General features: G+C 68.8%; 22 protein-coding genes. 3 read left to right on the top strand and 19 right to left on the bottom strand.

What is annotated here, in order from left to right; genetic code table 11:
* Positions 1–9: 9 nt before the first annotated feature.
* The 8 genes from deoA to D3869_RS12455 form a co-directional block, all read right to left on the bottom strand.
* Positions 10–1,332 carry a thymidine phosphorylase gene (gene deoA, locus D3869_RS12490; RefSeq protein WP_137140300.1) on the bottom strand — a complete coding sequence of 441 codons (1,323 nt, stop codon included), beginning with the start codon at positions 1,330–1,332 and terminating at the stop codon, positions 10–12.
* Between the two features lie 37 nt (positions 1,333–1,369).
* Positions 1,370–2,263, bottom strand: coding sequence for a deoxyribose-phosphate aldolase (deoC, locus tag D3869_RS12485; protein WP_137140299.1), 894 nt, complete (start codon positions 2,261–2,263; stop codon positions 1,370–1,372).
* Positions 2,260–3,093, bottom strand: a complete 834-nt coding sequence (locus D3869_RS12480) for a purine-nucleoside phosphorylase (protein ID WP_014240013.1) — start codon at positions 3,091–3,093, stop codon at positions 2,260–2,262. Before D3869_RS12480 ends, deoC begins: the two co-directional genes overlap by 4 nt.
* Before the next feature lie 15 nt (positions 3,094–3,108).
* Positions 3,109–3,537 (bottom strand): cytidine deaminase, encoded by a 429-nt coding sequence (cdd, locus tag D3869_RS12475; RefSeq protein ID WP_137140298.1) that lies wholly within the window; start codon positions 3,535–3,537, stop codon positions 3,109–3,111.
* Positions 3,537–4,511, bottom strand: coding sequence for an ABC transporter permease (locus D3869_RS12470; protein WP_137140297.1), 975 nt, complete (start codon positions 4,509–4,511; stop codon positions 3,537–3,539). The genes cdd and D3869_RS12470 overlap by 1 nt, the downstream gene beginning before the upstream one ends.
* Positions 4,504–5,664: an ABC transporter permease gene (locus D3869_RS12465; RefSeq protein WP_137140296.1), complete on the bottom strand. Its 1,161-nt coding sequence runs from the start codon at positions 5,662–5,664 to the stop codon at positions 4,504–4,506. Before D3869_RS12465 ends, D3869_RS12470 begins: the two co-directional genes overlap by 8 nt.
* Before the next feature lie 115 nt (positions 5,665–5,779).
* The gene (locus tag D3869_RS12460) at positions 5,780–7,315 is read right to left on the bottom strand and encodes an ABC transporter ATP-binding protein (RefSeq protein ID WP_137140295.1); all 1,536 of its coding nucleotides are present in this window, start codon (positions 7,313–7,315) and stop codon (positions 5,780–5,782) included.
* Between the two features lie 222 nt (positions 7,316–7,537).
* Positions 7,538–8,536 carry a BMP family lipoprotein gene (locus D3869_RS12455; protein WP_137140294.1) on the bottom strand — a complete coding sequence of 333 codons (999 nt, stop codon included), beginning with the start codon at positions 8,534–8,536 and terminating at the stop codon, positions 7,538–7,540.
* A gap of 230 nt (positions 8,537–8,766) precedes the next feature.
* Between D3869_RS12455 and D3869_RS12450 the strand changes: the two genes are divergently transcribed.
* Entirely contained in the window at positions 8,767–9,429 is a 663-nt protein-coding gene (locus tag D3869_RS12450; protein WP_247876521.1) for a LysE family translocator, read from the top strand.
* A 17-nt stretch (positions 9,430–9,446) separates the two neighbouring features.
* On the opposite strand, the gene D3869_RS12445 is transcribed toward D3869_RS12450, so the two are convergent.
* A complete protein-coding gene (locus tag D3869_RS12445) occupies positions 9,447–10,124 on the bottom strand; it encodes a DedA family protein (RefSeq protein ID WP_137140293.1) in 678 nt (225 codons plus the stop codon).
* 220 nt (positions 10,125–10,344) lie between these two features.
* Here D3869_RS12445 and D3869_RS12440 point away from each other — a divergent pair, with 220 nt between their 5' ends.
* Positions 10,345–12,042: a methyl-accepting chemotaxis protein gene (locus tag D3869_RS12440; RefSeq protein WP_175426455.1), complete on the top strand. Its 1,698-nt coding sequence runs from the start codon at positions 10,345–10,347 to the stop codon at positions 12,040–12,042.
* Between the two features lie 55 nt (positions 12,043–12,097).
* Here the strand turns inward: D3869_RS12440 and mrdA are convergent, their stop codons facing one another.
* From mrdA to D3869_RS12415, 5 genes are all read right to left on the bottom strand, one after another.
* Positions 12,098–13,975, bottom strand: a complete 1,878-nt coding sequence (gene mrdA / locus D3869_RS12435) for a penicillin-binding protein 2 (protein ID WP_137140638.1) — start codon at positions 13,973–13,975, stop codon at positions 12,098–12,100.
* An 81-nt stretch (positions 13,976–14,056) separates the two neighbouring features.
* Complete coding sequence (gene mreD / locus D3869_RS12430) at positions 14,057–14,569, bottom strand: rod shape-determining protein MreD (RefSeq protein ID WP_137140291.1); 513 nt, start codon at positions 14,567–14,569, stop codon at positions 14,057–14,059.
* Positions 14,566–15,435, bottom strand: coding sequence for a rod shape-determining protein MreC (gene mreC / locus D3869_RS12425; RefSeq protein ID WP_137140290.1), 870 nt, complete (start codon positions 15,433–15,435; stop codon positions 14,566–14,568). Before mreC ends, mreD begins: the two co-directional genes overlap by 4 nt.
* Positions 15,436–15,525: 90 nt before the next feature.
* Complete coding sequence (locus D3869_RS12420; protein WP_014240000.1) at positions 15,526–16,566, bottom strand: rod shape-determining protein; 1,041 nt, start codon at positions 16,564–16,566, stop codon at positions 15,526–15,528.
* A gap of 442 nt (positions 16,567–17,008) precedes the next feature.
* Entirely contained in the window at positions 17,009–17,551 is a 543-nt protein-coding gene (locus D3869_RS12415; RefSeq protein ID WP_014239998.1) for a TIGR00645 family protein, read from the bottom strand.
* A 192-nt stretch (positions 17,552–17,743) separates the two neighbouring features.
* Between D3869_RS12415 and phoU the strand changes: the two genes are divergently transcribed.
* Positions 17,744–18,448 (top strand): phosphate signaling complex protein PhoU, encoded by a 705-nt coding sequence (phoU, locus tag D3869_RS12410; RefSeq protein WP_035672701.1) that lies wholly within the window; start codon positions 17,744–17,746, stop codon positions 18,446–18,448.
* Positions 18,449–18,633: 185 nt separating this feature from the next.
* Here phoU and ilvC read toward each other — a convergent pair whose 3' ends face one another.
* The 5 genes from ilvC to miaA all read right to left on the bottom strand — a co-directional run bounded on the left by ilvC (position 18,634) and on the right by miaA (position 24,680).
* Entirely contained in the window at positions 18,634–19,653 is a 1,020-nt protein-coding gene (gene ilvC, locus D3869_RS12405; RefSeq protein WP_035672698.1) for a ketol-acid reductoisomerase, read from the bottom strand.
* A 175-nt stretch (positions 19,654–19,828) separates the two neighbouring features.
* Positions 19,829–20,335, bottom strand: a complete 507-nt coding sequence (gene ilvN, locus D3869_RS12400; protein ID WP_014239995.1) for an acetolactate synthase small subunit — start codon at positions 20,333–20,335, stop codon at positions 19,829–19,831.
* A 50-nt stretch (positions 20,336–20,385) separates the two neighbouring features.
* The gene (locus D3869_RS12395) at positions 20,386–22,149 is read right to left on the bottom strand and encodes an acetolactate synthase 3 large subunit (RefSeq protein WP_014239994.1); all 1,764 of its coding nucleotides are present in this window, start codon (positions 22,147–22,149) and stop codon (positions 20,386–20,388) included.
* A 305-nt stretch (positions 22,150–22,454) separates the two neighbouring features.
* Complete coding sequence (locus D3869_RS12390) at positions 22,455–23,624, bottom strand: PLP-dependent aminotransferase family protein (protein ID WP_175426454.1); 1,170 nt, start codon at positions 23,622–23,624, stop codon at positions 22,455–22,457.
* A gap of 63 nt (positions 23,625–23,687) precedes the next feature.
* On the bottom strand, positions 23,688–24,680 hold the full coding sequence (miaA, locus tag D3869_RS12385; protein WP_137140288.1) for a tRNA (adenosine(37)-N6)-dimethylallyltransferase MiaA: 993 nt from the start codon (positions 24,678–24,680) through the stop codon (positions 23,688–23,690).
* Between the last annotated feature and the right edge of the window lie 28 nt (positions 24,681–24,708).

Raw genomic sequence — 24,708 nt, 5'->3', positions numbered from 1 at the left:
AGCCGCCTTTTACAGCCGGATGCGATCGGCGATCAGCGGCCCGGCCGGCGGGGCGGTGTCGGCCACGGTGAAGGCCCGGCGGAGCAACGCCGCCGCGTCCTCCGCCTGCGCCGCGCTGCGGGCGTGGACGACGGCGAGCGGGCGCTCCGCCGGCCCCACCGACGCGCCCAGCCCGGCGACGTCGGCCAGCCCGACCGCGAAGTCGATGGGATCGGTCGTCTTGGTCCGCCCGCCGCCCAGGGCCACCACGGCGATGCCGACCGCCCGCACGTCGATGGCCGCCACCACGCCCACCCGATCGGCGAAGACCGGCTGGACGACGGGGGCGGCGTCCAGATGGCGGTCCGGCGCGTCCAGCAGGTCCGCCGGACCGCCCAGCGCGTGGACCATGCGGGCGAAGCGCTCGGCGGCCTGCCCGCTGCTCATCGCCTGATCGAACCGGTCGCGCCCCGTCGCGACGTCCGGCGCCAGTCCGGCCAGAACCAGCAGCTCGGCGGCCTGGGCGGCGGTGACCTCGTAGAGCCGGGAGTCGGCCGCGCCGCCGCGCAGGATGTCGATGCACTCCCGCATCTCCAGCGCGTTGCCGGCGGTCAGGCCCAGCACCTCGTTCATGTCGGTCAGCAGCGCGACGGTGGGCAGCCCGGCGCCCTCGGCCACGGTGACGAGGCTGTCGGCCAGCTCCCGCGCCTTGGCGATGTCGGGCAGGAAGGCGCCGGAGCCGAACTTCACGTCCATCACCAGCGCGTCCAGCCCCGCCGCCAGCTTCTTCGACAGGATCGAGGAGGTCAGCAGGTCGATGGTTTCCACCGTCGCCGTCACGTCGCGGATGGCGTAGAGCCGGCGGTCGGCGGGTGCGATGTCGTCGGTGGCCCCGATCACCGCGCAGCCGACCTGCTTCACCACCCGCTCCAGCGTCGCCCGGTCGGGCTTGGCGCGGTAGCCGGGGATGCTCTCGAACTTGTCGAGCGTGCCGCCGGTGTGGCCCAGTCCGCGGCCCGACACCATCGGCACGAAGCCGCCGCAGGCGGCCAGCGCCGGGGCGAGGATCAGGCTGACCTTGTCGCCCACGCCGCCGGTCGAATGCTTGTCGATCACCGGTCCGGGCAGGTCGAGATGGTCCCAGCGCATCACCGTCCCGGAATCCCGCATGGCCAGCGTCAGGGCCACCCGCTCCTCCAGCGCCATGCCGCGGAAGAAGACGGCCATGGCGAAGGCCGCCGCCTGTCCTTCGCTGACGGAGCCGTCGGTGATGCCGCGCACGAAGGCGCCGATCTCCGCCGCGTCCAGGCGCCCGCCGTCGCGCTTCTTGCGAATCAGTTCCTGGGGAAGCATCCGTGCGTCCGTTCCGTGGTCTGGTCTGTCGCGCGGATCAATAGCCGGCGGTGGCCGGCTGGGCAACCGCCCCGCCGCCCTTGCCGTCGCCCTTGCCGTCTTTGCCGTCCTTGTCCTTGCCCTCGCCTTTCCCCTCGCCCTTGCCGCCGCCATGGCCGGCGGTGGCGAGCAGCGAGTCCAGCAGGGCCGAGGCGCCGAAGCGGAAGCTGTCCGGCTTGGCCCAACCCTTGCCCTGGATCGCGGTGGCGAGCGCCAGGAAGGCCGCCGCCCCGTCGGCGTCGCGGATGCCGCCAGCCGCCTTGAAGCCCACCGGCTTGCCCGACTCATGGATGACGTGCAGCAGCAGCGCCGCCGCCTCCAGCGTCGCGGCGGGCTGTACCTTGCCGGTGGAGGTCTTCAGGAAATCCGCCCCGGCGGCGATGGAGTCGCGGGCGGCCCAGGCCAGCAGCTCCGGATCGGGGAAGCAGCCGGATTCCAGAATCACCTTCATCGTCACGTCGGTCCCGCAGGCCTCGCGGCAGGCGCGGATCACGTTCATCGGCTGGGTGCGCGCGCCGTCGATGAAAGCGCGGTAGGGAAGCACCACGTCGATCTCCTGCGCGCCGTCCTTGATGGCCGCCTTGGTTTCCGCCGCCACCGTCGCCGCGTCAGCCTCCCCCGAGGGGAAGTTGACGACGGTGGCGATCTTCACGCCGCTGCCCTTCAGCGCCTTGCGCGCGGTCTTGACGAAGCGCGGCCAGACGCACACCGCGGCGACTTTCCCGGCGGGGGTGACGGCGCGTTTGCACAGCGCCTCCACCGTCTGGTCGGTATCGTCGTCGTTCAGGCTGGTCAGGTCGAGCAGACCGATGGCCCGGCCGGCCCCCTTGGCGTCGGCCTTGACGGCGACCGCGGTGTCGAGCGCCCGTTGCAGATCGGCGGGAAGTTTCATGACCGGCGTCCTTCGTCTATGTTCAGCCCGTCGAGAAAGCCGGTCAGCAGCCGCTCCAGATCGGAGGCGGCGGCCGAGGCGGCGCGCAGGGTCTGGTCATGGTCCACCGGCCCGTCGCCGAGTCCCACCCCCAGGTTGGTGATGACCGCGCAGCCCACGACCCGCAGGCCGCAATGCCGCGCGACGATGCATTCGGGCACCGTGGACATGCCGACCGCGTCCGCGCCCAGGACCTTCAACATCCGGACCTCGGCCGGCGTCTCGAAGGAGGGACCGGGATAGGCGGCGTACACGCCCTCGACCAGATCGATGTTCAGCTCCAGCGCCCGGCGCCGCATCAGCGCGCGCAGGGCGGGGTCCCAGGCGTCGGTCATGCTGGGGAAGCGCGGGCCGAAGCTGTCCTCGTTGGGGCCGGTCAGCGGGTTGGCGCCCAGCATGTTGATGTGGTCGGAAATCGCCATCAGCCGCCCCGGCCCGACCTCCACCCGCAGCGAGCCGGCGGCGCAGGTCAGCACCAGCGTGTCGCAGCCGGCCAGCTTCAGCGCGCGGACCGCCGTCTTCAGCGCGTCGAACCCGTTGCCCTCGTAGGCATGGACGCGGCCCTGCATGCAGGCGACGGGCTGGCCGCCGAGATGGCCCAGCACCAGCCGGCCCATGTGCCCTTCGACGCTGGGCAGCGGGAAGCCGGGCAGGTCGCCGTAGGGCATGACGGTCGCCCCCTCGATCCGGTCGGCGACCCCGCCCAGGCCGGAGCCGAGCACGATCCCCACCCGCGGGCGGAAGCCGGGGACCCGGTGCAGGATTTCCGCGGCGGCGCGTGCGGCGGTCATGGCGGTCAGTTCCCCTCAGAAATCGAGATTGTCGGGGCCGAAGGAGTGCGGCAGCAACTCGTCCAACCTAAACGTTTGCCGAAGCCCTTCCGGTCCACAAACATGAATCGGCGTGTCGGGTTTGGCGAACTCGCGCAGCCGCTGGCGGCAGCCACCGCAGGGGGTGCAGAGCCGACCGTCGCCGGGCTGGCCGCCCATCACGACGATCGCCCGAACGCTGCGGTCCCCGGCCAGGATCATCGCCCCGATGGCCGAGGCCTCGGCGCATTGGCCCTGCGGGTAGGCGGCGTTCTCCACATTCGCCCCGGCGTGGATGCGCCCGGATTCGCCCAAAATGGCCGCACCGACCGAAAAATGAGAATAGGGCGCGTAGGCCTGCGCCATCGCGTCGCGGGCGGCGGCGATCAGGGAGTCGGCAATCGGGGCGTCTTGCGGGTCGCTCATCACCGCTCCTTCACATAGGGGACGCCGCTGGCCCTGGGCGCCACCGCCCGGCCGACGAAGCCGGCGAGCAGGAGCACGGTGAGCACATAGGGCAGCATCTGGATGAATTGCACCGGGATCACCCCCACCACCGGCAGCGGCACGCCCTGCAGGCGGACCTGCACCGCGTCGGTGAAGGCGAAGAGCAGGCAGGCGAACAGCGTCGGCCAGGGCCGCCATTTCCCGAAGATCAGCGCGGCCAGCGCCAGATAGCCCTTGCCCGCCGTCATGTCGCGCACGAAGCCGGCGCCGTGCGCGGTGGACAGATAGGCGCCGGCGATGCCGGTCAGCACCCCGGTGATGATCACCGCCTGATAGCGCAGCCGCGTGACCGACAGGCCCGCCGTGTCGACCGCCGACGGGTTCTCCCCCACCGCCCGCAGCCGCAGCCCGAAGCGCGAGCGGGTGAACACCCAATGGGTCGCCACCACCAGAAGGACGGTCAGCCAGATCAGCACGTTCGCGTCGTCGATCAGCTCCCGGTAGACGGGACCGAGGATCGGGATGCCGGACAGCGCCGCCACCCCCGGCAGATGGACCTGCGGCAGCCGCGCCTCCCCCGGCAGCAGCGGAGTCTGGCCGCCCTGGCGGAACCAGGCGTAGGCCAGCGTGGGCGCCAGCCCGGCGACCAGGATGTTGATCGCCATGCCCGAGACGACCTGGTTGCCCTTGTGGGTGATGCAGGCGAAGCCGTGGACCAGCGCCAGCGCCACCGAGGCCGCGACCGCGGCGGCCAGCCCCAGCCAGGGGTTGCCGGTGGAGGAGGCGACGGCGGCGGCGAAGAAGGCGCCGGCCAGCATCTTGCCCTCCAGCCCGATGTCCACCACCCCCGCCCGCTCGCTGTAGAGCGCCGCGAAGGCGGCCAGCACCAGCGGGGTCGCCACGCGGATGGTGGCGTCGGCCAGCAGCAGGACGACGAGCAGGGCGTCATCCATGCGCCGTCCCCCCGTCATGGCCCCCGCTGCGGCGGCGGAACAGCGCCTCGACCCGCGGCTTGAACAGGTTCTCCAGCGCCCCGGCGAAGAGGATGACAAGGCCCTGGATGACCATCACCAGCTCCCGGTTCACGGTGGGGTATTCGAAGGACACCTGCCCGCCCCCCTGCGCCAGCACGCCGAACAGCAGCGCCGCCAGGATGATCCCCACCGGGTGGTTGCGCCCCATCAGCGCCACGGCGATGCCGACGAAGCCCACCCCGCCCGTGAAGTTCAACAGAATGCGGTGCTGCACCCCCATGATCTCGTTCACGCCGACGAAGCCGGCAAGCGCCCCGGAGATCGCCATGGCCAGGATGATGTTCCGCGCCGGGGAGATGCCGGCGTAGACCGCCGCCCGCTCGTTCCGCCCGACCGTGCGGATCTCGTAGCCCCAGCGTGTCCGCCACAGGAACACGTAAAACAGCGCGCAGCAGGCCAGCGCCCACAGGAAGGACAGGTTCAGCGGCGAGGCCGGGATGGCGACGCCGACCCAGCCGAGCGCCCGGTCCATGGTCGGCAGCCAGACCCCCGGATCGAACTCCCGCGTTTCCGGCGACTGCGATCCGGGGCGGATCAGCACGTCCACCAGCAGATAGGTCATGATCGCGGCGGCGATGAAGTTGAACATGATCGTCGTGATGACGATGTGGCTGCCGCGCTTGGCCTGGAGCCAGCCGGGGACCGCCCCCCACGCCGCCCCGAACAGCGCCGACAGGGCCACCGCGCCCAGCGCCGCCACCGGCCAGGGCCAGCCGGTCAGCGCCAGACCGACCAGCCCGGCCCCCAGCCCGCCGAGATAGGCCTGCCCCTCTCCGCCGATGTTGAACAGCCCGCAATGGAAGGCGATGGCGACCGCCAGCCCGGTGAAGATGTAGCTGGTCGTGTAGTAGAGGGTGTAGCCGATGGCCTCGGGATAGCCGACCGCCTCGGTCACCAGCAGCGCCAGCACGTCCAGCGGATTCTCGCCGATCACCAGGATGACCAGCCCGGACAGGACGAGGGCGGCGAGCAGGTTCAGCAGCGGCAGAAGCGCGTAGCCGACCCAGCCGGGCGCCTCGCCCGGCCGGCCGAAGCCCCGGCCCGTCACCCCCTGCGCCGCGTCCTGCGCCATCCCGGCTCCATCCGTGGTCACGCCCGTTCACAAGCCGGACGGCGTCCGCGTCCCAGCGTCAAGGAAAGTGCCCCGCGCCACCGTTCAGCGCAAGCGGGAGCGTTCGGGGTCAACCTTACGCTGCCTCCGCCACCCCGGCCATCATCAGTCCGAGACGCCGCTCGTCCGCCTCGTCGGGGGCGACCTCGCCGACCAGCCGGCCGTCGAACATGACGAGGATGCGGTCGGACAGGGCGCGAATTTCGTCCAGCTCCACCGACACCAGCAGAATTGCCTTGCCCTGGTCGCGCAGGGCCACCAGACGGCGGTGGATGAACTCGATGGCGCCGATGTCCACGCCGCGGGTGGGCTGGCCGACCAGCAGCAAGTCGGGGTTCCGCTCCATCTCGCGGGCCAGCACGATCTTCTGCTGGTTGCCGCCGGAGAAGTTGGCGGCGGGCAGGCGCGGGTCGCGCGGGCGCACGTCGTAGGCGTCCATCTCCGCGGCGCAGCGGTCGAACAGCGCGCCTCGGTCCATCAGGAGCCGCCCGTTGAAGGCCGGATCGCCCTGATGGCCGAGGATCGCGCATTCCTGCGCCTCGAAGCTCGTGACGAGGCCGACCCGCTGCCGGTCCTCCGGCACATGGCCGACGCCGAGCGCGCGCAGCCCCCGCGCGGTGAAGCGGTCGGGCCGGTCGGCCAGCTCCTCCCCACGCAGGCGGACGGAACCGCCCGCCGGCGGTCGCATGCCGGCCAGCGCCTCCAACAGTTCGGACTGGCCGTTGCCTGACACGCCGGCGATGCCGACGATTTCCCCGGCGCGGACGGTCAGGCCGACGCCCTTCACCCGCTCCACCCCGGCGCCGTCGCGCACGCGCAGGCCGGAGACCTCCAGCACCGCCGGGCCGGGCGTGGCCGGCGCCTTTTCCACCCCCAACAGCACCTTGCGCCCGACCATCAGCTCGGCCAGCGCCTCGCGGCTGGTGTCGGCGGTGGCGACGTTCGCCACGACCTGTCCGCGGCGCATGACCGTCACGTTGTCGGTCAGCTCCATGATCTCGCGCAGCTTGTGGGTGATGATGACGACCGTCTTCCCCTGCTCGCGCAGCGCGCGGAGGATGCGGAAGAGATGGTCGGTCTCCTGCGGGGTGAGGACTCCCGTCGGTTCGTCGAGGATCAGGATGTCGGCACCGCGGTAGAGCGCCTTCAGGATCTCCACCCGCTGCTGCGCCCCCACCGGCAGCTCGCCGACCGGGCGGTCGAGGTCCACCTCCAGCCCGTAGTCGCGGGCGAGCCGGGTCAGCTCCGCCCGCGCCCGTGCCATCCCGGCGGCCAGGGTGATGCCGCCCTCCGCGCCCAGCAGCACGTTCTCCAGCACGGTGAAGGGATCGACGAGCATGAAATGCTGGTGGACCATGCCGATCCCGGCGGCCAGGGCGTCGCGCGGGCTGTGCACCGCCACCGGGCGGCCGTCCACCAGGATCGTCCCGCCGTCGGCGGGCAGATAGCCGTAGACGATGCTCATGATCGTCGATTTGCCGGCGCCGTTCTCGCCGATCACGCCGTGGATGGTGCCCTTCGGCACGGCCAGCGACACGTCGCGGTTGGCGTGGTTGGCGCCGAACCACTTGTTGACGCCGCGGGTTTCCAGAGCGGGAGGGTGTTGGGGCATGGGGACTTTCATGATTGGAAGGTCCGTGCCCCCACCCTTCCCACGGCTTCGCCGCGGGCCCCTTCCCTCCCCCGCTTCGCAGGAGAGGGAGCTATATCCCCTCCCCTGCGCAGCTCTCGCGCAAACCGGAGGTTTGCGCTGACGCGACAGGCGGACCTTTGGTCCGCCAAGAGCGGGGGAAGGTTAGGGAGGGGGCAATGCTCGGCGACGCGGAAACTCAGCTCACGGCTGATACGGCTTCACCGCCAGCTCGCCCGCAATGATCTTGCGCTTGGCGTCCTCGACGGCCTTTTCCATCTCCGCCGTGACGAGCTTGCGGTTGTTCTCGTCGAGCGCGTAGCCAACACCCTCCTCCTTCAGCCCGACGACGCGGTGCCCGGCCGTCCAGCTGCCGTCCCTGGCCGACTTCATGCAGTCGTAGACGGTCACGTCCACGCGCTTGACCATCGAGGTCAGGATCTTGCCCGGGTGGATCCAGTTCTGGTTGCTGTCCACCCCGACGCCCAGCTTGCCGGCGTCCGCGGCGGCCTGCAGCACGCCCAGCCCGGTCGCCCCGGCCGCCGCGAAGACCACGTCGGCGCCGCGCCCGAACTGGCTCTTGGCCAGCTCCGCCCCGCGGGTGGGGTCGTTCCAGGCGGCGGGGGTGGTGCCGGTCATGTTGGTGAAGACCTCGCCGTCCGCCTTCACATGGCGAACGCCCTGCTCGTAGCCGGTCAGGAAGTTGCGGATCAGCGGGATGTCCATGCCCCCGATGAAGCCGACCTTGCCGCTCTGCGAGGCCAGCGCCGCCAGCATGCCGACGAGGAAGGAGCCCTCATGCTCCTTGAAGGTCACCGACTGGACGTTGGGCAGGTCCAGCTTGTCGTCGATCAGGCAGAATTTCGTGTTGGGATACTCGCGCGACACCTTGTCGACGGCGGCGGACTGGGAGAAGCCGACCGCCGTGATCACGGTGGCGCCGCGCCGCGCCATGTTGCGCAGCGCCTGCTCGCGCTGGCTCTCGCTGGTGACCTCGAACTCGCGGTAGACGATTCCGGTCTCCTTCTTGAAGCGCTCCGCCCCGTTGTAGGCCGCCTCGTTGAAGGACTTGTCGAACTTGCCGCCCTGGTCGAACACCACCGCCGGCATGAACTCGTCCGCCGCCAGGGCCGGGCCCGCGGCGGGAACGGTCGCCGCCGTCAGCGACAGGGCCAGGATGGTCAGAATGCGCGTCATCGTCATCGTTCCGCTTCCCCGTTCCGGTGCGCCCGCTTGCCGGGTCGTGGCGGCCAGGATAGCCGCTCCTCCCGCCCCGCGACAGGGGGCACATGGCAGGGGGAATTCCGCCGCAGGTCACAGCCCCTGGGGGACCTCCCTCCGCGACGCCGGTTGACGGAAGGGCGGTGGCCCGCTATCACGCCCGCCATTGCCCGGAGGAGGGGCCCGGAGGAGGGAATCGCAGATTGGACGAGGTGATCGGCGTGCATGGTCTGGTGGTGCTGCTGCAGGGCATCGTCCTGGGAATCGCCATCGCCGCCCCGGTCGGCCCCATCGGCCTGCTCTGCATCCGCCGCACGCTCCAGCACGGGCCGCTGATGGGCTTCTTCACCGGCTTCGGCGCCGCCGTGGCCGACACCATCTACGGCGCCATCGCCGCCTTCGGCGTCTCCGCCGCCCTGGACTTCCTGCAAGGGCACGAGATCGCCTTCCAACTCGTCGGCGGCATCTTCCTGATCGTCGTCGCCATCCGCACCTTCCGTCAGAAGCCGGAGGACGAGGAGCGCGAGGCCGCCAGCGCGCCCGACACGCCGTCCTTCCTCGGCGGTTTCATGACCGGCCTGTCCCTGACCCTGACCAACCCGGCGACCATCATGGCCTTCATCGCCATCTTCGCCGGCTTCGGGCTGGGCGGCAATCTGGGGCGGGTGGACGCCTCCACGCTGGTTGCCGGCGTCTTCATCGGCGCCTCGCTGTGGTGGTTCACCCTGTCCATGGGCGTCGCCGCCGTCCGCCACCGCATCTCCGACCGCGGGCTGACCCGGCTGAACCATTGCACGGGGGTGGCGCTGGCGGCCTTCGGCCTGTGGGCGCTCGGCATGGCCGTCACCGGCATGGCCGGCTGGGCCATGGGATGAGCGTTAAACGCTGAACCTCAAGGGCTGAGCGGGGCTCCCGCCACCGGCGGATCGCCGCCCGGCCCCCGCGACGATTTCTGGGCGCGGCGGATGCCGTGGAAATGGCTGACCAGCCGGTACAGGTACAGCCCGACCAGGACCACCAGCAGCCCAACCGTGAAATAGCCCACCAGGCTGTGCGCGAAGGGCCAGCGGGACAGCATGTAGCCGGTCCAGGCGAGCAGCAGCGTCCACAGGATCGACCCGATCCCGGAATACAGGCAGTAGAGCGGGATCGACATCCGGCAGGCCCCCGCCGGGATCGAGATCAGCGTCCGCACCCCCGGCACCGGCTGGGTCAGGAACACGGCGATCCCGCCATGCTTTCCGAACCACTCCGTGCTTCGTCGGACCTTTTTGGGGTGGATGGTCAGCCAGTGGCCGTAGCGTTTTAGAAAGGCCTCGAGCCGGTCGCGGCCCATCAGACGGCTGGGCAGAAACCAGACCAACTGCCCGACCAGCGAGCCCAGCCCACCGGCCAAGGCGACACCGAACAGATTGTACTCGCCCTGCGCCGCCGCGATGCCGGCCAACGGGATGACCGACTCCGCGGGAACCGGCGGGATCACCCGCGCCAGGACCAGCAGCAGGAAAATGCCCACGTAATTCATCGTGTGCATCACATCGACCAGCCAATTGGTCAGTCCGCCAGCCATGTCTGCCCACCCGAATTTTAATCCCTCGAAAAAACAGGCCGGCAGGCCGTCGGTTCCTGAACCATGTCGCGGCGCGAAACCGCATGTCACATTCGGGCGATAGATGCTTAGATATAAAATAGGCAAGAGACGTACACACCCCCGTATGCAGTCGAACGTCTCTGTCCGATACCGGCCATGACGCATTCACTCCGCCATGGTGAGAAGAGAGAGAACCGCCATGCTTCTGAGCAACTTCAAGATATCTACGAAAATCTTGTCCATCATCATCATGCTGGGAGCGATCTGCGCAGGAATTACTGCCACGTCGGTCACCGGACTGGACGCGCTGAGCCGCGCCACCGACGAGATCAAGGCTTCCGGCGATGAGATGAGGCTCGGTGCACGACTGAATCGCCTGGTGGTCGAATTGCTCCGCGACGAATACCGCCTTGCCGCCAACCCTGCGGATCTGCCGCAAGTTCTGCCCTCCATCGCGATGAGCCGCGACTCGCTGTCCGCAAACCTCACCAGGGTCAAGGAGACCGCCGACCCCGAGCAGAAGCGCTTGCTGGCAGACTTCGAAGCGGCGCTGTCGCTCTACAAGACTCAATTGGAGCAGACTCTGGCCGTAGCCCGTGAGATCAACGCGAAGGGTGCCGTCGGATTTCATAAGGACATTCTCGCTTCGGTCGAAAACAGCGCTATCGCCGCGCGGAATCTCCAGGATCTGAGCGTTAAATACACCGCCTACACCGACGACAAGGCGTCACGTCTATCCGACGACGCTTCCCAACTGGCGGAACGGCGGGCCGTCCAGCTCATCGCGGCGGCGGCTGTCGGCATTCTCGTCGGCCTGCTGCTGGGCTGGCTGATGTCGCAGTTCGGAATCGTCCGCCCGGTGACCGCCGTCGTCGCCTGCCTGCGCGGGCTGGCCGACGGCAAGCTCGACACGGAGGTCTACGGGACCGACCGCAAGGACGAGGTCGGCGCCATCGCCGCCACCGCCGACGTCTTCAAGCGCAATCTCCTGCACAGCCGCGCCATGGAGCGCGAGGCCAAGGAGGCCGAGGCCCGCTCCCAGGCGGAAAAGCGCGCCGCGATGCTCGCCCTGGCCGGCCGTTTCGAGTCGCAGGTGGGCGTCATCGTGAACGACGTCGGCGGCGCCGCCACCGAATTGCAGGCCACCGCCGCCCAGCTCGCCTCGGCGGTCGAGGAGGTCGGCGCCCAATGCAACGCCGTCGCCGGCGCGTCGGAAGAGGCCAGCGCCAACGTCCAGACCGTCGCCTCGGCGTCCGAGGAGATGTCCGCCTCCATCCATGAGCTGGCCGAGCGCGTCGCCCGCTCCGCCGCCCGCTCCAAGGCCGCCGCCGAGGGGGCCAACCAGGCCCAGGCCCAGCTCGACGCCCTGTCCGCCGCCATCGAGCAGGTCGACCAGATCGTCGCCTCGATCAACGCTGTTGCCTCGCAGACCAACCTGCTGGCACTGAACGCGACCATCGAGGCCGCCCGCGCCGGCGAGGCCGGAAAGGGCTTCGCCGTGGTGGCGAGCGAGGTGAAGAACCTCGCCAACCAGACCCACGCGATGACCGAGCAGATCGGCAACCAGATCGCCGCGGTGAAGAGCGCCTCCGGGCGGACGGTGGAGGCCATGCGCGCCATCATCACCCAGGTCGAGGACATCGACCGCTCCACCGCGGAAATGGCCGCCTCCGTCGAGCAGCAGAGTGCCGCGACCGGAGAGATCAGCCGCAACGCCCAGCAGGCCGCCAACGGCACCGCCGAGGTGTCGAGCAACGTTGCCGGCATCCAGCAGGCGGAGTCGGAGACCAGCGCCGCCACCCACAGCGTGAAGGAGGCGGCCGACCAGCTGGCCGCGCGCGCATCGAGCCTGAAGCGCGAGGTGGATCAGTTCCTGTCCGAAGTGCGTGCGGCCTGATCGGCCGCGCAGTCCCGAAGCCTACAGTCCCAAAGCCCTACAGCCCCAAAGCCCCTCAGCCCCGGGTGCCGCCCGGCGGCGGGGGCGGCGGGGCGCTTTCCGCCACGGCGGCGCGGCCCGGATCGCGTTTCTGGCATTCCAGCAGGATGTCGCGCGCGATCGGCGCCGCCGCGGTGGACCCGCCGCCGCCGTGCTCCACGAACACCGCGCAGGCGTAGCGCGGGGCGCTGACCGGGGCGTAGGAGATGAACAGCGCGTGATCGCGCTCCCGCCAGGGCAAATCCTCGTTCTTCCGCACGCCGGTGCTGCGCTCCGCCATGGTGATGCGGCGGACCTGGGCGGAACCGGTCTTACCGGCCATTTCATAGCCGGGTTCGGTGATGCGCGACTTGTAGGCGGTGCCGTTCGGCGCGTTCGTCACCTCGTAGAGGCCGCGCAGGACGAGGTCGAGATTTTCCTTCTTCACCCCGATCGGCGGCCAGCTCGTCTGCTCGCCCGACAGCGCCTTGATCTGCTTGGTCAGGTGGGGCTTCACTGCGAAGCCGCCGTTGGCCAGCCGCGCGGTCATCGCGACGAGCTGCATCGGCGTGGACAGCACGTAGCCTTGCCCGATCGCCGCGATCAGCGTCTCGCCCTGCGCCCAGGGCTTGCCGAGCGCGCCCTTCTTCCAGTCGATGGACGGGATCAGGCCTGGGCGCTCGTGCGGCAGGTCCAGCCCGGTCAGCTGCCCCATGTCGAAGCGGTTGGCCATCTCGGCGATGCGGTCGATGCCGATGCGCCGCGACACGTCGTAGAACCATACGTCGCAGGAATGGCGCAGCGCGCCGACCACGTCCACCGTGCCGTGCCCGCCCTTCTTCCAGCAGTGGAAACGGTGGTCGCCGAGGTCCATGTGGCCCGGGCAGAACACCGAGTGGTTGCGGCTGATCAGCCCCGATTCCAGGGCCGCCAGGGCCACCACCGGCTTGAAGGTGGAGCCCGGCGGGTATTGCCCGGCCACCGCCTTGTTGTTCAGCGGCGTCGCCTGGTTGGACAGCAGCTCCTCCCACAGCTCGGCGCTGATGCCCATGGTGAACTGGTTGGGGTCGTAACTGGGGTGTGAGCACAGGGCGTAGATGCCGCCGGTGTGCACGTCCATCACCACACAGGAGGCGCTGACCTCCTGCGCCAGCCGCTGCTGCACGAATTTTTGCAGGCCGATGTCGATGGTCAGCTGGACCTCGCGGCCCGGCTGCCCCTCGTCGCGCGACAGCTCGCGGATGACGCGCCCGACCGCGTTGACCTCGAGCTGGCTGGTGCCCGCCGTGCCGCGCAGCGCCTTCTCGTGATACTTCTCCATCCCCGCCTTGCCGATGCGGAAGCCGGGCAGCGACAGCACGGGGTCGCCGTTCAGCTCCGCCTCCGACACGGCGCCGACATAGCCCAGGATGTGCGCGGTCGCTTCCGCCTCCGGGTAGTGGCGGATCTCGCCGACCTCGATGGCGACGCCCGGCAGGTCCGGCGTGTTCATCTCGATGGTGGCGACCTGCTCCCAGGTCAGGTTCTCCCGCACGGTGACCGGCACGAAGCGGCGCTTGCGATGCAGCTCGCGCATCACGCGGCGGCGGTCGCCGTCGGTCAGCGGGACGATCTTGGAGATCTTGTCGAGCGTGTCCTGGATGTTGCGGGTGCGCTCGGACACCACGACGACGCGGTAGTTCTGCTGGTTCACCGCCAGCGGCGCGCCGAACCGGTCGACGATGGTGCCGCGCGACGGGGCGACCAGCCGCAGGCTGATGCGGTTCTCCTCGGCCAGCATGGTGAAGCGCGCGGACTCCACCACCTGCAGGTAATAGAGCCGCCCGACCAGAGCGGACAGACCGGCGAGCTTCAACCCGCCCAGCACGGCGGCGCGGCGGGTCAGCAGGCGGTAGCGGTCGGTGTCGCGGTCCATCGCAGTCAAAGGCTCACATCCCCTGCCAGATCATCCCTGCCGGCTATCCCTGACCTCACCCCAGTCCATCAACCTGGCCCATCATCCCTGAAGAAACGCGCGGTGCACGCGGATCAGCATCCAGGCGATGGCCGGGAAGAAGGCCATGGTCAGCAGCGCCTGGAACAGCGCCGGCCGGAACGGCAGCACCGTCGCCTGGAGCGCCGAGAAGGCCAGCCACTGGATGCAGGCCACGCCCATCATGATCAGCCCGAAGCCGAACCACATCAGGGCGAAGGTGCTGGACACCAGGACGCGCCGCTGGCTGGACACCGCCCAATGGACCAGCACCAGCACCAGCGCGTTCACCCCCAGCGGTCCGCCGGTCAGCAGGTCCTGCAGCAAACCGATCAGGAAGGCGGTGCCCGGCCCCATCAGGTCGGGCCGGTGGATCGCCCAATAATAGACGGCGATGGCGGTCAGGAAAGGCGCCACCGACGCATAGCCGGGCAGCGGCACCGGGATCATCCCGGCCAGCGCCAGCATGACCGTCACCGCGAAGGGCGCGAGATTCCGCCCCGTCTTGTCCAGCCGCTGCCACAAGGTCAGCGTCATTTCGACTCGGACGACGGTTCCGTCTCGCTTCCCGGCAGGCTGAACTCGACCAGCTGCAGGTGTTCAACCCGCGACAGGTCGACGTTCGGCTGCACCCGGACGCCACGTTCACCGGCCGAGGACACCACGCCCACCGGCAGCCCCGGCGGGAACTGCCCGCCGTGACCGGAGGTCACCACCCGCTCGCCCACCTGAACCGGCGCTTCCGGCGGCAGGTAGAGGAGCCGGGTCTGGTCGGAATTGTCGCCCGCCATCACCGCCCGCTGGCGCGAGCGCTCCAGCACGACGGGGATGCGGGTGTTGATGTCGGTCAGCAGGAGGACGCGCGCCGACCATTCCCCGACCTCGATCACCCGGCCGACCAGCCCGCTGCCGGCGATGGCCGCCTGCCCCTTGCGCACCCCGTCGCGACGGCCGGCGGTGACCACCAGCGTGCGCAGGAAGGAGCTGCCGGGAGCCGCGATGACCCGCGCCGTGATGAAGGAGGAGGACGGCTCCGGCGTCGCCTTGAGAAGGGAACGCAGGCTGATGTTCTCCGCCTCCAGCCGCAGCGCCGCCTGCTTCCACTGCAGCAGCCGAGCGTTCTCCGCCTTCAGCCGCTGGTTCTCCTCGAAGGCGTTCTGCACCTCGACCACCGACTCCACGACATGGGCGGCGGTGGCGGCGGGGCGCGAGATCGCGTCGAGGATCGGGGCGAAAGCGTCGGTCACCCGCGCGCGCGCGCTGTCCACCGACAGCGCGTCGATCCGGCCCACCATCATCAGGGCGACGGAGGCGAGCACCAGCAGAAGGAAGGAGAAGCGCTGGGCGAGCGCCCGCAGCGGGGCGGCAAGGCGCACGACGGAACCGGAATTGCGAGGCTTCACAGGATCATCCCGTCCAGGTACGCGATCCGCCCCCGGCTACGCTGGCGAATGGACGAACCACCGGGGGAACCCAACCGAGCAATACACCAATCAGTAGGCGCTGACCAAGACGTTTCGCAGCGTCTTCATCTCTTCCAGCGCCCGCCCGGTGCCCAGCGCGACGCAGGACAGCGGGTCGTCGGCGATCGACACCGGCAGGCCCGTGGCGTGGCGCAGGACGAAGTCCAGGTTGCCCAGCAGGGCGCCGCCGCCGGTCAGCACGATGCCCTTGTCCACGATGTCCGCGGCCAGTTCCGGCGCCGTGTGCTCCAGGGCGACCTTCACCGCCTCGACGATGGCCGACACCGGCTCCGCCAGGGACTCGGCGATCTGCCGCTCGGAGATGATGAGTTCCTTGGGCACGCCGTTCATCAGGTCGCGGCCCTTGATCTCCAGGATGCGGCCCTCGCCGTCTTCCGGCGGGCAGGCCGAGCCGATTTCCTTCTTGATCCGCTCCGCCGAGCCTTCACCGACCAGCAGATTGTGGGTGCGGCGGATGTAGCCGATGATGGCCTCGTCCATCTTGTCGCCGCCCACGCGGACCGAGCGGGAATAGACGATGCCGCCCAGCGACAGCACGGCCACCTCGGTGGTGCCGCCGCCGATGTCCACGACCATGGAGCCGGTCGGCTCCGTCACCGGGAGCCCGGCGCCGATCGCGGCGGCCATCGGCTCCTCGATCAGGAAGACGCGGCGGGCGCCGGCGGCCTCCGCCGATTCCTGGATCGCGCGGCGCTCCACGGCGGTGGAGCCCGACGGCACGCAGATGATGACCTGCGGGCTGGCGAAGCTGCGCCGGTTGTGCACCTTGCGGATGAAGTGCTTGATCATCTCCTCGGCGACTTCGAAGTCGGCGATGACGCCGTCGCGGAGGGGGCGGATGGCCTGGATGTTGCCGGGCGTGCGGCCCAGCATCATCTTCGCCTCGTCGCCGACGGCCAGCACCTGCTTCTTGCCGCGGACGTTGGCGATCGCCACGACCGAGGGTTCGTTCAGAACGATGCCGCGGCCCTTGACATAGACCAGGGTGTTGGCCGTCCCCAAATCGATCGCCATGTCGGCGGAAAGCACGCCGAGGAGTTTGGAAAGCATGGACCCGACTAACTCTTCAATGCGGTTGAGACGGCCTTGCCGGCGATGTGCCCGCTCCGGTGCGGAGGGCCACGCCCGCCAACGGTTCCATAGACGAATGCCCCTTCGCGCTCAAGCGGAGAGTGCAACCGGCACGCCTTGCCGAACCCTTGTCTCCGGCGCCCGTGGGGCGGACGCCGGCGCCGGTCCGGCGCTCTGGTCGATGGGAGGCGGTCCTTGAGGCAAGGCCGGTCCCGGCGGAATGTCCAGTCCCCGAAGTCCTGGCGGAACGCCGTCCTCCGGTGCCCGCCACACTGCCGCGTCAGGGTTAATTTTCCGTCAACAGGAGGCGGGAACCTCCGGCGTCCGGCCAAACCGCTCCGCTCGCGGCGGGGGTATCCTTAGGCTGATTCCCAACCCGCCGCAACGGCTTTGTGTCGGGTTTGAAACCGCTCCGGCGCCCTCAATGATGATCGGATTTCGCCGCGGCCGCCGCCTTGCCGTGCGCTCCGTGATGGCTCCCTTCCAGCCGGTCCATCAGGGCCAGCAGGACGCCCGACACCACGAAGGTCATGTGGACGATGACCATCCACATCAGGTTTTCCTTGCTGGTGTTGTCGATGTTCATGAAGCTTTTCAGCAGGTGGATGCCGGAGATCGCCACGATGGAGGCGATCAGCTTCAGCTTCAGCCCGCCGAAGTCGACCTTGCCCATCCAGTCCGGGCGGTCCTTGTGGTCGGCCACGTCGATCTTGGACACGAAGTTCTCGTATCCCGAAAAGATCACCATCAGCAGCAGGTTGCCGGCCAGCGACAGGTCAATCAGGGTCAGCACGGCCAGGAGGACGTCCTTTTCCTGCATCTCCAGCACGTGCGGGACGATGTGGAAGATCTCCTGGGTGAACTTCGCGAGCAGGAGCACCAGCGACACGACGAGCCCCAGATAGAAGGGGGCGAGCAGCCAGCGGCTGGCGAAGATGATCTGTTCGAAACGGCGTTCGATCATGACGGTCGGCGTCCGTGCTTGGTCATAAGGGGTAGCAGGGCCGGACTCTTGCCATTTCGCACATGCGAAATCAACCATTCCCATGCGGCGCCCGCCGCGTGCCGCGCGGCGACGGTACTGGCCTGCCGGGCCGCAAAACTGTAAGGTTTCCGGCCGTCCGCCACCGACGCCCGCACCGATAAGGCCAGCCCCATGAAGCACCCCGCCCCGCACATCGTCACCGCGTTCGAAGACGCCATGAAGCGGCTGAAGGCCAGCATCGTGCAGATGGCGGGCGCCGCGGAAACCCAGCTCGACGGCGCGCTGACCTGCCTGACCCAGCGCAACCCGGAGCAGGCCCGCGCCATCGTCGAGTCCGACGCGCGCCTCGACAGCTACGAGCACGAGATCGAGGCCAATTGCATGCGCATGCTGGTGCTACGCCAGCCGGTGGCCGACGATCTGCGCGAGGTGATCGCCGCGCTGAAGATCGCCGGCAACCTGGAGCGCGTCGGCGACCACGCCGCCAACACCGCCCGCCGCGCCGTCTCCGTGGCCGAGTTCCCCGAATCCCCGGCGATGAGCACCCTGCCCAACCTGGGCCGTCTGGTGCGCCAGCGCCTGACCACCGCGGTGGACGCCTATGTGGACGGCGACGTCGAACTGGCGCTGCGCGTCTGGCGCACCGACGACGAGGTGGACGCGCTCTACACCAGCCTGTGCGAGAGCATCAACCAGTCGGCCGCCCGCCTGCCGGAGATGTTCACCGCCCACATGCACCTGCTGTTCATCGCCAAGAGCCTGGAGCGCATCGGCGACCACGCCACCAACATCGCCGAGGTCGTGCATTTCGTGCACACCGGCCGGCCGCTGCTCGACGAGCGGCCGAAGGCGGACCGGTCACGGGGGGATGTGTGAGGTTTTCCAGCCGGTTGCACTTGCCCCCACCCTAACCCTCCCCCGCTTCGCAGGGGAGGGAATTTTCTCCTCCCCCTGCAAAGCGGGGGGGAGGTCGGGAGGGGGACAAGCCAACAGCAGAACTATCCACAAACGAAAAAGCGCGCCTCGCGGCGCGCTCTCCCGTTTCTCGATCCAGGAACCGATCAGTTCTTGGACTTGTCGACCAGACGGCGCTCGGCGATCCACGGCATCATGGCGCGCAGCTTCTCGCCGACCTGCTCGATCGAGTGCTCGGCGTTGCGGCGGCGGGTCGCCTTGAAGGACGGCTGGCCGGCCTTGCACTCCAGCATCCAGTCGCGGACGAAGCGGCCGGTCTGGATGTCCTCCAGGACGCGCTTCATCTCGGCCTTGGTCTCCGGGGTGATGATGCGCGGGCCGGTCTTGTAGTCGCCGTACTCGGCGGTGTTGGAGATCGAGTAGCGCATGTTGGCCATGCCGCCCTCATACATGAGGTCGACGATCAGCTTCACCTCGTGCAGGCACTCGAAATAGGCCATCTCCGGGGCGTAGCCGGCCTCGGTCAGCGTCTCGTAGCCGGCCTTGATCAGCTCGGTCAGGCCGCCGCAGAGCACGGCCTGCTCACCGAACAGGTCGGTCTCGCACTCTTCCTTGAAGGTGGTCTCGATGATGCCGGCGCGGCCGCCGCCGATGGCCGAGGCGTAGGACAGGGCGATGTCCAGCGCGTTGCCCGAGGCGTTCTGGTGCACGGCCACGAGGCAGGGCACGCCGCCGCCGCGCTGGTACTCGCCACGGACGGTATGGCCGGGGCCCTTCGGCGCGATCATGAACACGTCGAGGTCGGCGCGCGGCTCGATGAGGTTGAAGTGCACGTTCAGGCCGTGCGCGAAGGCGAGCGCGGCGCCTTCCTTCAGGTTCTTGGCGAGGTCGTCGCGGTACAGGTCGGCCTGCAGCTCGTCCGGGGTGAGGATCATCACCACGTCGGCCCAGGCGGCGGCCTCGGCCGGGGACATGACCGTGAAGCCGGCGTTCTCAGCCTTCTTGATGGTGGCCGAGCCCGGGCGGAGGGCGATGCGCACGTCCTTCACGCCGCTGTCACGCAGGTTGTTGGCGTGGGCGTGGCCCTGGCTGCCGTAGCCGACGATGACGACCTTCTTCCCCTTGATCAGGTTCACGTCGGCATCACGATCATAATAGACGCGCATGGTGGTCTTCCTTGGATTTTTCGATCTGGTGGTGCGAGTTTTGCGCAGCGGAATTACTCCACCGGCGAAAGGGCCGCGTCAAGCACAAGACTGTTCGGCAGACCTGCAAAAGGACGGCGGGCTGGGTCGTCTCCCTGTCATGGGTGGCGTCATAGCCCGCCGCTTAGGGCCAAAATCAGAAGCCGGTGGCTCCCTTGGACATGGCGACGACGCCGGTGCGGCTGGCCTCGACGAGGCCGAGCTGAGCCATCAGCCCGACGAAATCGTCGACCTCGGCCGTCGTGCCGGTCAGTTCGAACACGAAGGAGGTCAGGGTGGCGTCCACGACCTTCGCCTTGAAGATGTCGGCCAGGCGCAGCGCCTCGATGCGGCGCTCGCCGGTGCCGGCGACCTTGACCAGCGCCAGCTCACGCTCCACCGACGGACCCTCGTCCGTCAGGTCGTGCACCTTGTGCACCGGCACGAGGCGGTCGAGCTGGGCCTTGATCTGCTCCACCACCATGCGGGTGCCGGAGGTGACCAGGGTGATGCGGGACAGGTGGTCGGCGTTGTTCACCTCCGCCACCGTCAGGCTTTCGATGTTGTAGCCGCGGCCCGAGAACAGGCCGATGACGCGGGCCAGCACGCCCGGCTCGTTGTCCACCAGCACGGCGATGGTGTGCTTCTCGATCTTCTCTTCCACGATCCGTACTCCGCCAGAGGGCCTTCAACCGTTCGTCTTGGTCGCCGCGATCAGACCAGCACCATGCCGTCTTCCGGCGTGGCGTCGGACGGGCTGTCCTCCGGACCGAACAGGATTTCGTTGTGGGCCTTGCCGCCGGGGATCATCGGGAAGCAGTTCTCCTTCGGGTCCACGGCGATGTCGATGATGCAGGGGCGGTCGGTGACGGCCAGCATCTTCTCGATGACCTCGTCCACCTCGGCCACCGTGGTCGCGCGCAGGCCGACGCAGCCCCAGCTTTCCGCCAGCTTCACGAAGTCGGGCAGCGCCTCGGAGTAGCTGTTGGAGTAGCGGGAGCCGTGCAGCAGCTCCTGCCACTGGCGCACCATGCCCATGTACTTGTTGTTCAGGATGAAGATCTTGACCGGGGCGCGGTACTGCACCGCCGTGCCGATCTCCTGCATGTTCATCAGGAAGGACGCCTCGCCCGACACGTCCACCACGATGGCGTCGGGGTGGGCGAGCTGCGCGCCGATGGCCGCCGGCAGGCCGTAGCCCATGGTGCCCAGGCCGCCGGAGGTCATCCAGCGGTTCGGCTCGTCGAAGGGCAGGAACTGGGCGGCCCACATCTGGTGCTGGCCGACCTCGGTCGTCACGTAGTGGTTCTTGCCGCGCAGCGCCTCGCGCAGCCGCTCCAGCGCGTACTGCGGCTTGATGACCGCCTCGGTGCGGTTGTAGTTCAGGCAGTTGCGGGCGCGCCAGCCCTCGACCTGACCCCACCATTCCTTCAGGGCGGTCTGGTCGGCGCGCTTCTGGCGGGCCTTCCAGATGCGGATCATGTCTTCCAGAACGGCGCCGGCGTCACCGACGATGGGGATGTCCACCGCGACGTTCTTGTTGATCGAGCTGGGGTCGATGTCGACGTGGATCTTCTTCGAGCCCGGCGCGAATTCCGACAGCTTGCCGGTCACGCGGTCGTCGAAGCGGGCGCCGATGTTGATCATGACGTCGCAGTTGTACATGGCGAGGTTCGCCTCGTACGTGCCGTGCATGCCCAGCATGCCCAGCCACTGCGGGTCCGACGCCGGGAAGGCGCCCAGCCCCATCAGGGTCGAGGTGATCGGGAAGCCGGTCATCTTCACGAACTGGGTCAGCAGCTTGGCCGCGATCGGGCCGGCGTTCACCACGCCGCCGCCGGTGTAGAAGATCGGGCGCTTGGCGGTGGCGATCAGCTCGATGGCCTCCTCCACGCGGGCGATCTCGGGCTTCACCTGCGGGCGGTAGGTCTTGTGCTTCACCTCGGTCGGCGGGATGTAGGTGCCGTCGGCGAACTGCACGTCCTTCGGGATGTCGACCAGCACCGGGCCGGGACGGCCGCTGCGCGCCACGTAGAAGGCCTCGTGCATGGTGCGGGCGAGCTGGTTGACGTCCTTCACCAGGTAATTGTGCTTGGTGCAGGGGCGCGTGATGCCGGTGGTGTCGGCCTCCTGGAAGGCGTCGTTGCCGATCAGGTGGGTCGGCACCTGCCCGGACAGGCAGACCAGCGGAATGCTGTCGCACAGCGCGTCGAGCAGGCCCGTCACGGCGTTGGTGGCGCCGGGACCGGAGGTCACCAGCACGCAGCCCACCTTGCCGGTGGAGCGGGCGTAGCCTTCCGCGGCGTGCACGGCGGCCTGCTCATGCCGGACCAGGATGTGCTTGATGTCGTTCTGCTGGAAGATGGCGTCGTAGATCGGAAGTACCGCGCCGCCCGGATAACCGAAGATGATGTCTACGCCCTGATCCTTCAGGGCCTTGATGACGATCTGCGCGCCGGTCAGCTTCTGTTCGGGCATAGCTCACGACCTTCCAATGGGGGCCCCTCTTTTCACGGGCGGCCCTGTTCCTTCTCAAACCCCGGCGATGGCCTGCTGGGAAAACAAGGGGTTATCCCCAAAGGCGAAGGCCGGGACCGGCAAACTAGACAATCAGCCGGTCGTCGGTCAACCCATTTTGCGAATGATCGAAAAGATTTTTTGCCGCAGTTTTTCCAAATATTTCGCAAGCTGGAAAGACCGCCCTCCCCGCAAAGCCGCCCGGAAACGCGAACGGCCTGCCCCGCGGGTGCGGAGGCAGGCCGTTGCGCGAGGACTGGCGGAGGTTACGCCGCGACGGTGTGAAGCAGGCCGCAGAGGCGGCGGATGCCTTCGCGGATGCGCTCCGGGTTGTTGTTGGAGAAGCTGAGGCGCAGCGTGTTCTTGCCCGAGCGGTCGGCGTGGAAGGCCGAGCCGGGGACGAAGGCGACGTTGGCGTCCTTGATGGCGCGGGCCAGCAACTCCACCCCGTCGGTGCCTTCCGGCAGTTCGATCCAGACGAACATGCCGCCTTCCGGCTTGGTCCAGGTCACCCCGGCCGGAGCAAACTCGGCCAGCGCGGTCAGCATGGCGTCGCGGCGCTCCTTGTAGCTGGCGCGCAGGCGGCGAATGTGGCTGTCGAAGCTCTGCGACACCACGTCGTGCAGCACGATCTGGTTGATGGTGCTGGTGTGGAGATCGCCGGCCTGCTTCATCAGGACCAGCCGGTTGATCACCTCTGCCGGGCCGTTGATCCAGCCCACGCGCAGCGCCGGCACCATCGTCTTGGAGAAGGAGCCGCAGAAGAGCACGTTGGTGATCTTGCCGCCGTTGCGGGCGGCGTCCAGCGCGACCAAGGACGGGATCGCTTCGCCTTCGTAGCGCAGCTCGGTGTAGGCCGCATCCTCGACGATCGGCACGCCGTGCTTGGCGCAGAGGTCGAGCAGCGCCTCGCGGCGGGCCAGCGAGATCGTCGTGCCGTTGGGGTTCTGGAAATCGGGGACGAGGTAGAAGAACTTCGGCTTCTGCTCCAGCGCCGCCTCCACCGCGGCGAGGTCCGGCCCTTCGGCGTCGCCGGGGACGGAGAGATACTGCGGCTCATAGGGCGAGAAGGCCTGGAGTGCGCCGAGATAGGTCGGGCGGGTCACCAGGATCTTCTCGCCCGGCCCGATCAGCAGCTTGCCGACGAACTCCAGCGCCTGCTGCGACCCGCTGGTCACCAGCACCTCGTCCAGCCCGGCCTGGATGCCGCGGCGGCCCATGTAGGTGCAGATCCACTCGCGCAGCGGCGTGAAGCCCTCGCTGATGGTGTACTGGAGCGCGCCGCCGGCCCCGCCGTTGGACTGGAAGATCTTCTCATAGGCGCGGGCGATGGCCGCGGTCGGGAAGAAATCGGGGTCCGGGATGCCCCCGGCGAAGGAGATGATTTCCGGCCGTTCGAGCAGCTTCAGCAGCTCCCGGATTTCCGAAGCTCCCATGCCGGCGACGCGACCGGCAAACACGTTTCCCCAATCGACCGTCACTTTCAATCCTCCTGAGGGTCAACGACGCAACGTCGTTTCAAGATAGGTCAGTATTGCTTCACTAAGCGGTCTTGCGTAGAGCGAATTGATCGTATGGCAGCCATGCAGCGCGGAGGCCGGCGGCCGCGCCGCGAGCTGGTGACGGAACCAGGTGACCTGCCGCTTCGCGTAGCGGCGCGTCGATTGCTGAGCCAGCGCAATGGCTTCGTCGAGAGTCAGCGTGCCGCGCAGATGATCGCGCAGCTCCGGAACGCCCAGCGCCTTCATCGCCGGCAGGTCGGGATCGAGGCCGAGCGCGTCGAGCCGCCGCACCTCCTCCAACGCCCCCTGCCCCATCATCACGCGGAAGCGGCGGTCGCAATTGGCGTAGAGCGCGTCGCGCGGTGGGTCGATCACGAGCACGGAGAAGGCCAGCCCCTCCGGCGCGCCCTCGGCCCGCTGGGTCTGCCAGTGGGAGAGGGGATGGCCGGTGGCCTCCAGCACTTCCCAGGCGCGGGTCAGTCGGGTGGTGTCGCCGGGGTTGAGTTTGGCCGAGGCCGGGTCGCGGCCCACCAGCTCCGCGCGGAACGCCTCGCCCCCCAGCTCCTGGAGCCGGGCGTGGGCGGCCTTGCGGACCTCGTCCGGGATGGCGGGGACGGCGCTCAAGCCCTCCATCAGCGTGCGCAGATAGAGGCCGGTGCCGCCGACGACGATGGGCAGACGCCCGGCGGCATGGGCCGCGGCGATCTCGGCCAGCGCCATGTCGCGCCAGCGCGCGGCGGAGCCGCGCTCCGCCGCCGGCAGCACGCCGTAGAGCCGATGCGGAGCCTTCGCCAGATCCTCCGCCCCCGGACGGGCGGTCAGCACGTCCAGCTCGGCATAAAGCTGCATGCTGTCGGCGTTGATGACCGTGCCGTTGCGCGCCAAGGCGATGTCGAGCGCCATGCCCGACTTGCCCGAGGCCGTCGGGCCGCCGATCACCACCACGTGCCGGTGCTGCACATCCCGGTTGCGCGGGCTGTCCTCTGCCATGTCGCCTTGCCTGACGTTCCTCCGGCTA

It is taken from the genome of Azospirillum brasilense, assembly GCF_005222205.1.
GTDB classification, from domain to species: Bacteria; Pseudomonadota; Alphaproteobacteria; order Azospirillales; family Azospirillaceae; genus Azospirillum; species Azospirillum brasilense_G.
The sequence above is the reverse complement of the archived record's forward strand: the minus strand, read 5'-3'. Positions and strand labels throughout refer to the sequence as shown.

What these genes read in the sequence shown, in the direction of transcription:
- deoA (WP_137140300.1), bottom strand. Translation starts at nt 1,332, where the DNA reads ATGCTTCCCCAGGAACTGATTCGCAAGAAGCGCGACGGCGGGCGCCTG.
- deoC (WP_137140299.1), bottom strand. Translation starts at nt 2,263, where the DNA reads ATGAAACTTCCCGCCGATCTGCAACGGGCGCTCGACACCGCGGTCGCC.
- D3869_RS12480 (WP_014240013.1), bottom strand. Translation starts at nt 3,093, where the DNA reads ATGACCGCCGCACGCGCCGCCGCGGAAATCCTGCACCGGGTCCCCGGC.
- cdd (WP_137140298.1), bottom strand. Translation starts at nt 3,537, where the DNA reads ATGAGCGACCCGCAAGACGCCCCGATTGCCGACTCCCTGATCGCCGCC.
- D3869_RS12470 (WP_137140297.1), bottom strand. Translation starts at nt 4,511, where the DNA reads ATGGATGACGCCCTGCTCGTCGTCCTGCTGCTGGCCGACGCCACCATC.
- D3869_RS12465 (WP_137140296.1), bottom strand. Translation starts at nt 5,664, where the DNA reads ATGGCGCAGGACGCGGCGCAGGGGGTGACGGGCCGGGGCTTCGGCCGG.
- D3869_RS12460 (WP_137140295.1), bottom strand. Translation starts at nt 7,315, where the DNA reads ATGCCCCAACACCCTCCCGCTCTGGAAACCCGCGGCGTCAACAAGTGG.
- D3869_RS12455 (WP_137140294.1), bottom strand. Translation starts at nt 8,536, where the DNA reads ATGACGATGACGCGCATTCTGACCATCCTGGCCCTGTCGCTGACGGCG.
- D3869_RS12445 (WP_137140293.1), bottom strand. Translation starts at nt 10,124, where the DNA reads ATGGCTGGCGGACTGACCAATTGGCTGGTCGATGTGATGCACACGATG.
- D3869_RS12440 (WP_175426455.1), top strand. Translation starts at nt 10,345, where the DNA reads ATGCTTCTGAGCAACTTCAAGATATCTACGAAAATCTTGTCCATCATC.
- mrdA (WP_137140638.1), bottom strand. Translation starts at nt 13,975, where the DNA reads ATGGACCGCGACACCGACCGCTACCGCCTGCTGACCCGCCGCGCCGCC.
- mreD (WP_137140291.1), bottom strand. Translation starts at nt 14,569, where the DNA reads ATGACGCTGACCTTGTGGCAGCGGCTGGACAAGACGGGGCGGAATCTC.
- D3869_RS12420 (WP_014240000.1), bottom strand. Translation starts at nt 16,566, where the DNA reads ATGCTTTCCAAACTCCTCGGCGTGCTTTCCGCCGACATGGCGATCGAT.
- D3869_RS12415 (WP_014239998.1), bottom strand. Translation starts at nt 17,551, where the DNA reads ATGATCGAACGCCGTTTCGAACAGATCATCTTCGCCAGCCGCTGGCTG.
- phoU (WP_035672701.1), top strand. Translation starts at nt 17,744, where the DNA reads ATGAAGCACCCCGCCCCGCACATCGTCACCGCGTTCGAAGACGCCATG.
- ilvC (WP_035672698.1), bottom strand. Translation starts at nt 19,653, where the DNA reads ATGCGCGTCTATTATGATCGTGATGCCGACGTGAACCTGATCAAGGGG.
- D3869_RS12395 (WP_014239994.1), bottom strand. Translation starts at nt 22,149, where the DNA reads ATGCCCGAACAGAAGCTGACCGGCGCGCAGATCGTCATCAAGGCCCTG.
- D3869_RS12390 (WP_175426454.1), bottom strand. Translation starts at nt 23,624, where the DNA reads ATGGGAGCTTCGGAAATCCGGGAGCTGCTGAAGCTGCTCGAACGGCCG.
- miaA (WP_137140288.1), bottom strand. Translation starts at nt 24,680, where the DNA reads ATGGCAGAGGACAGCCCGCGCAACCGGGATGTGCAGCACCGGCACGTG.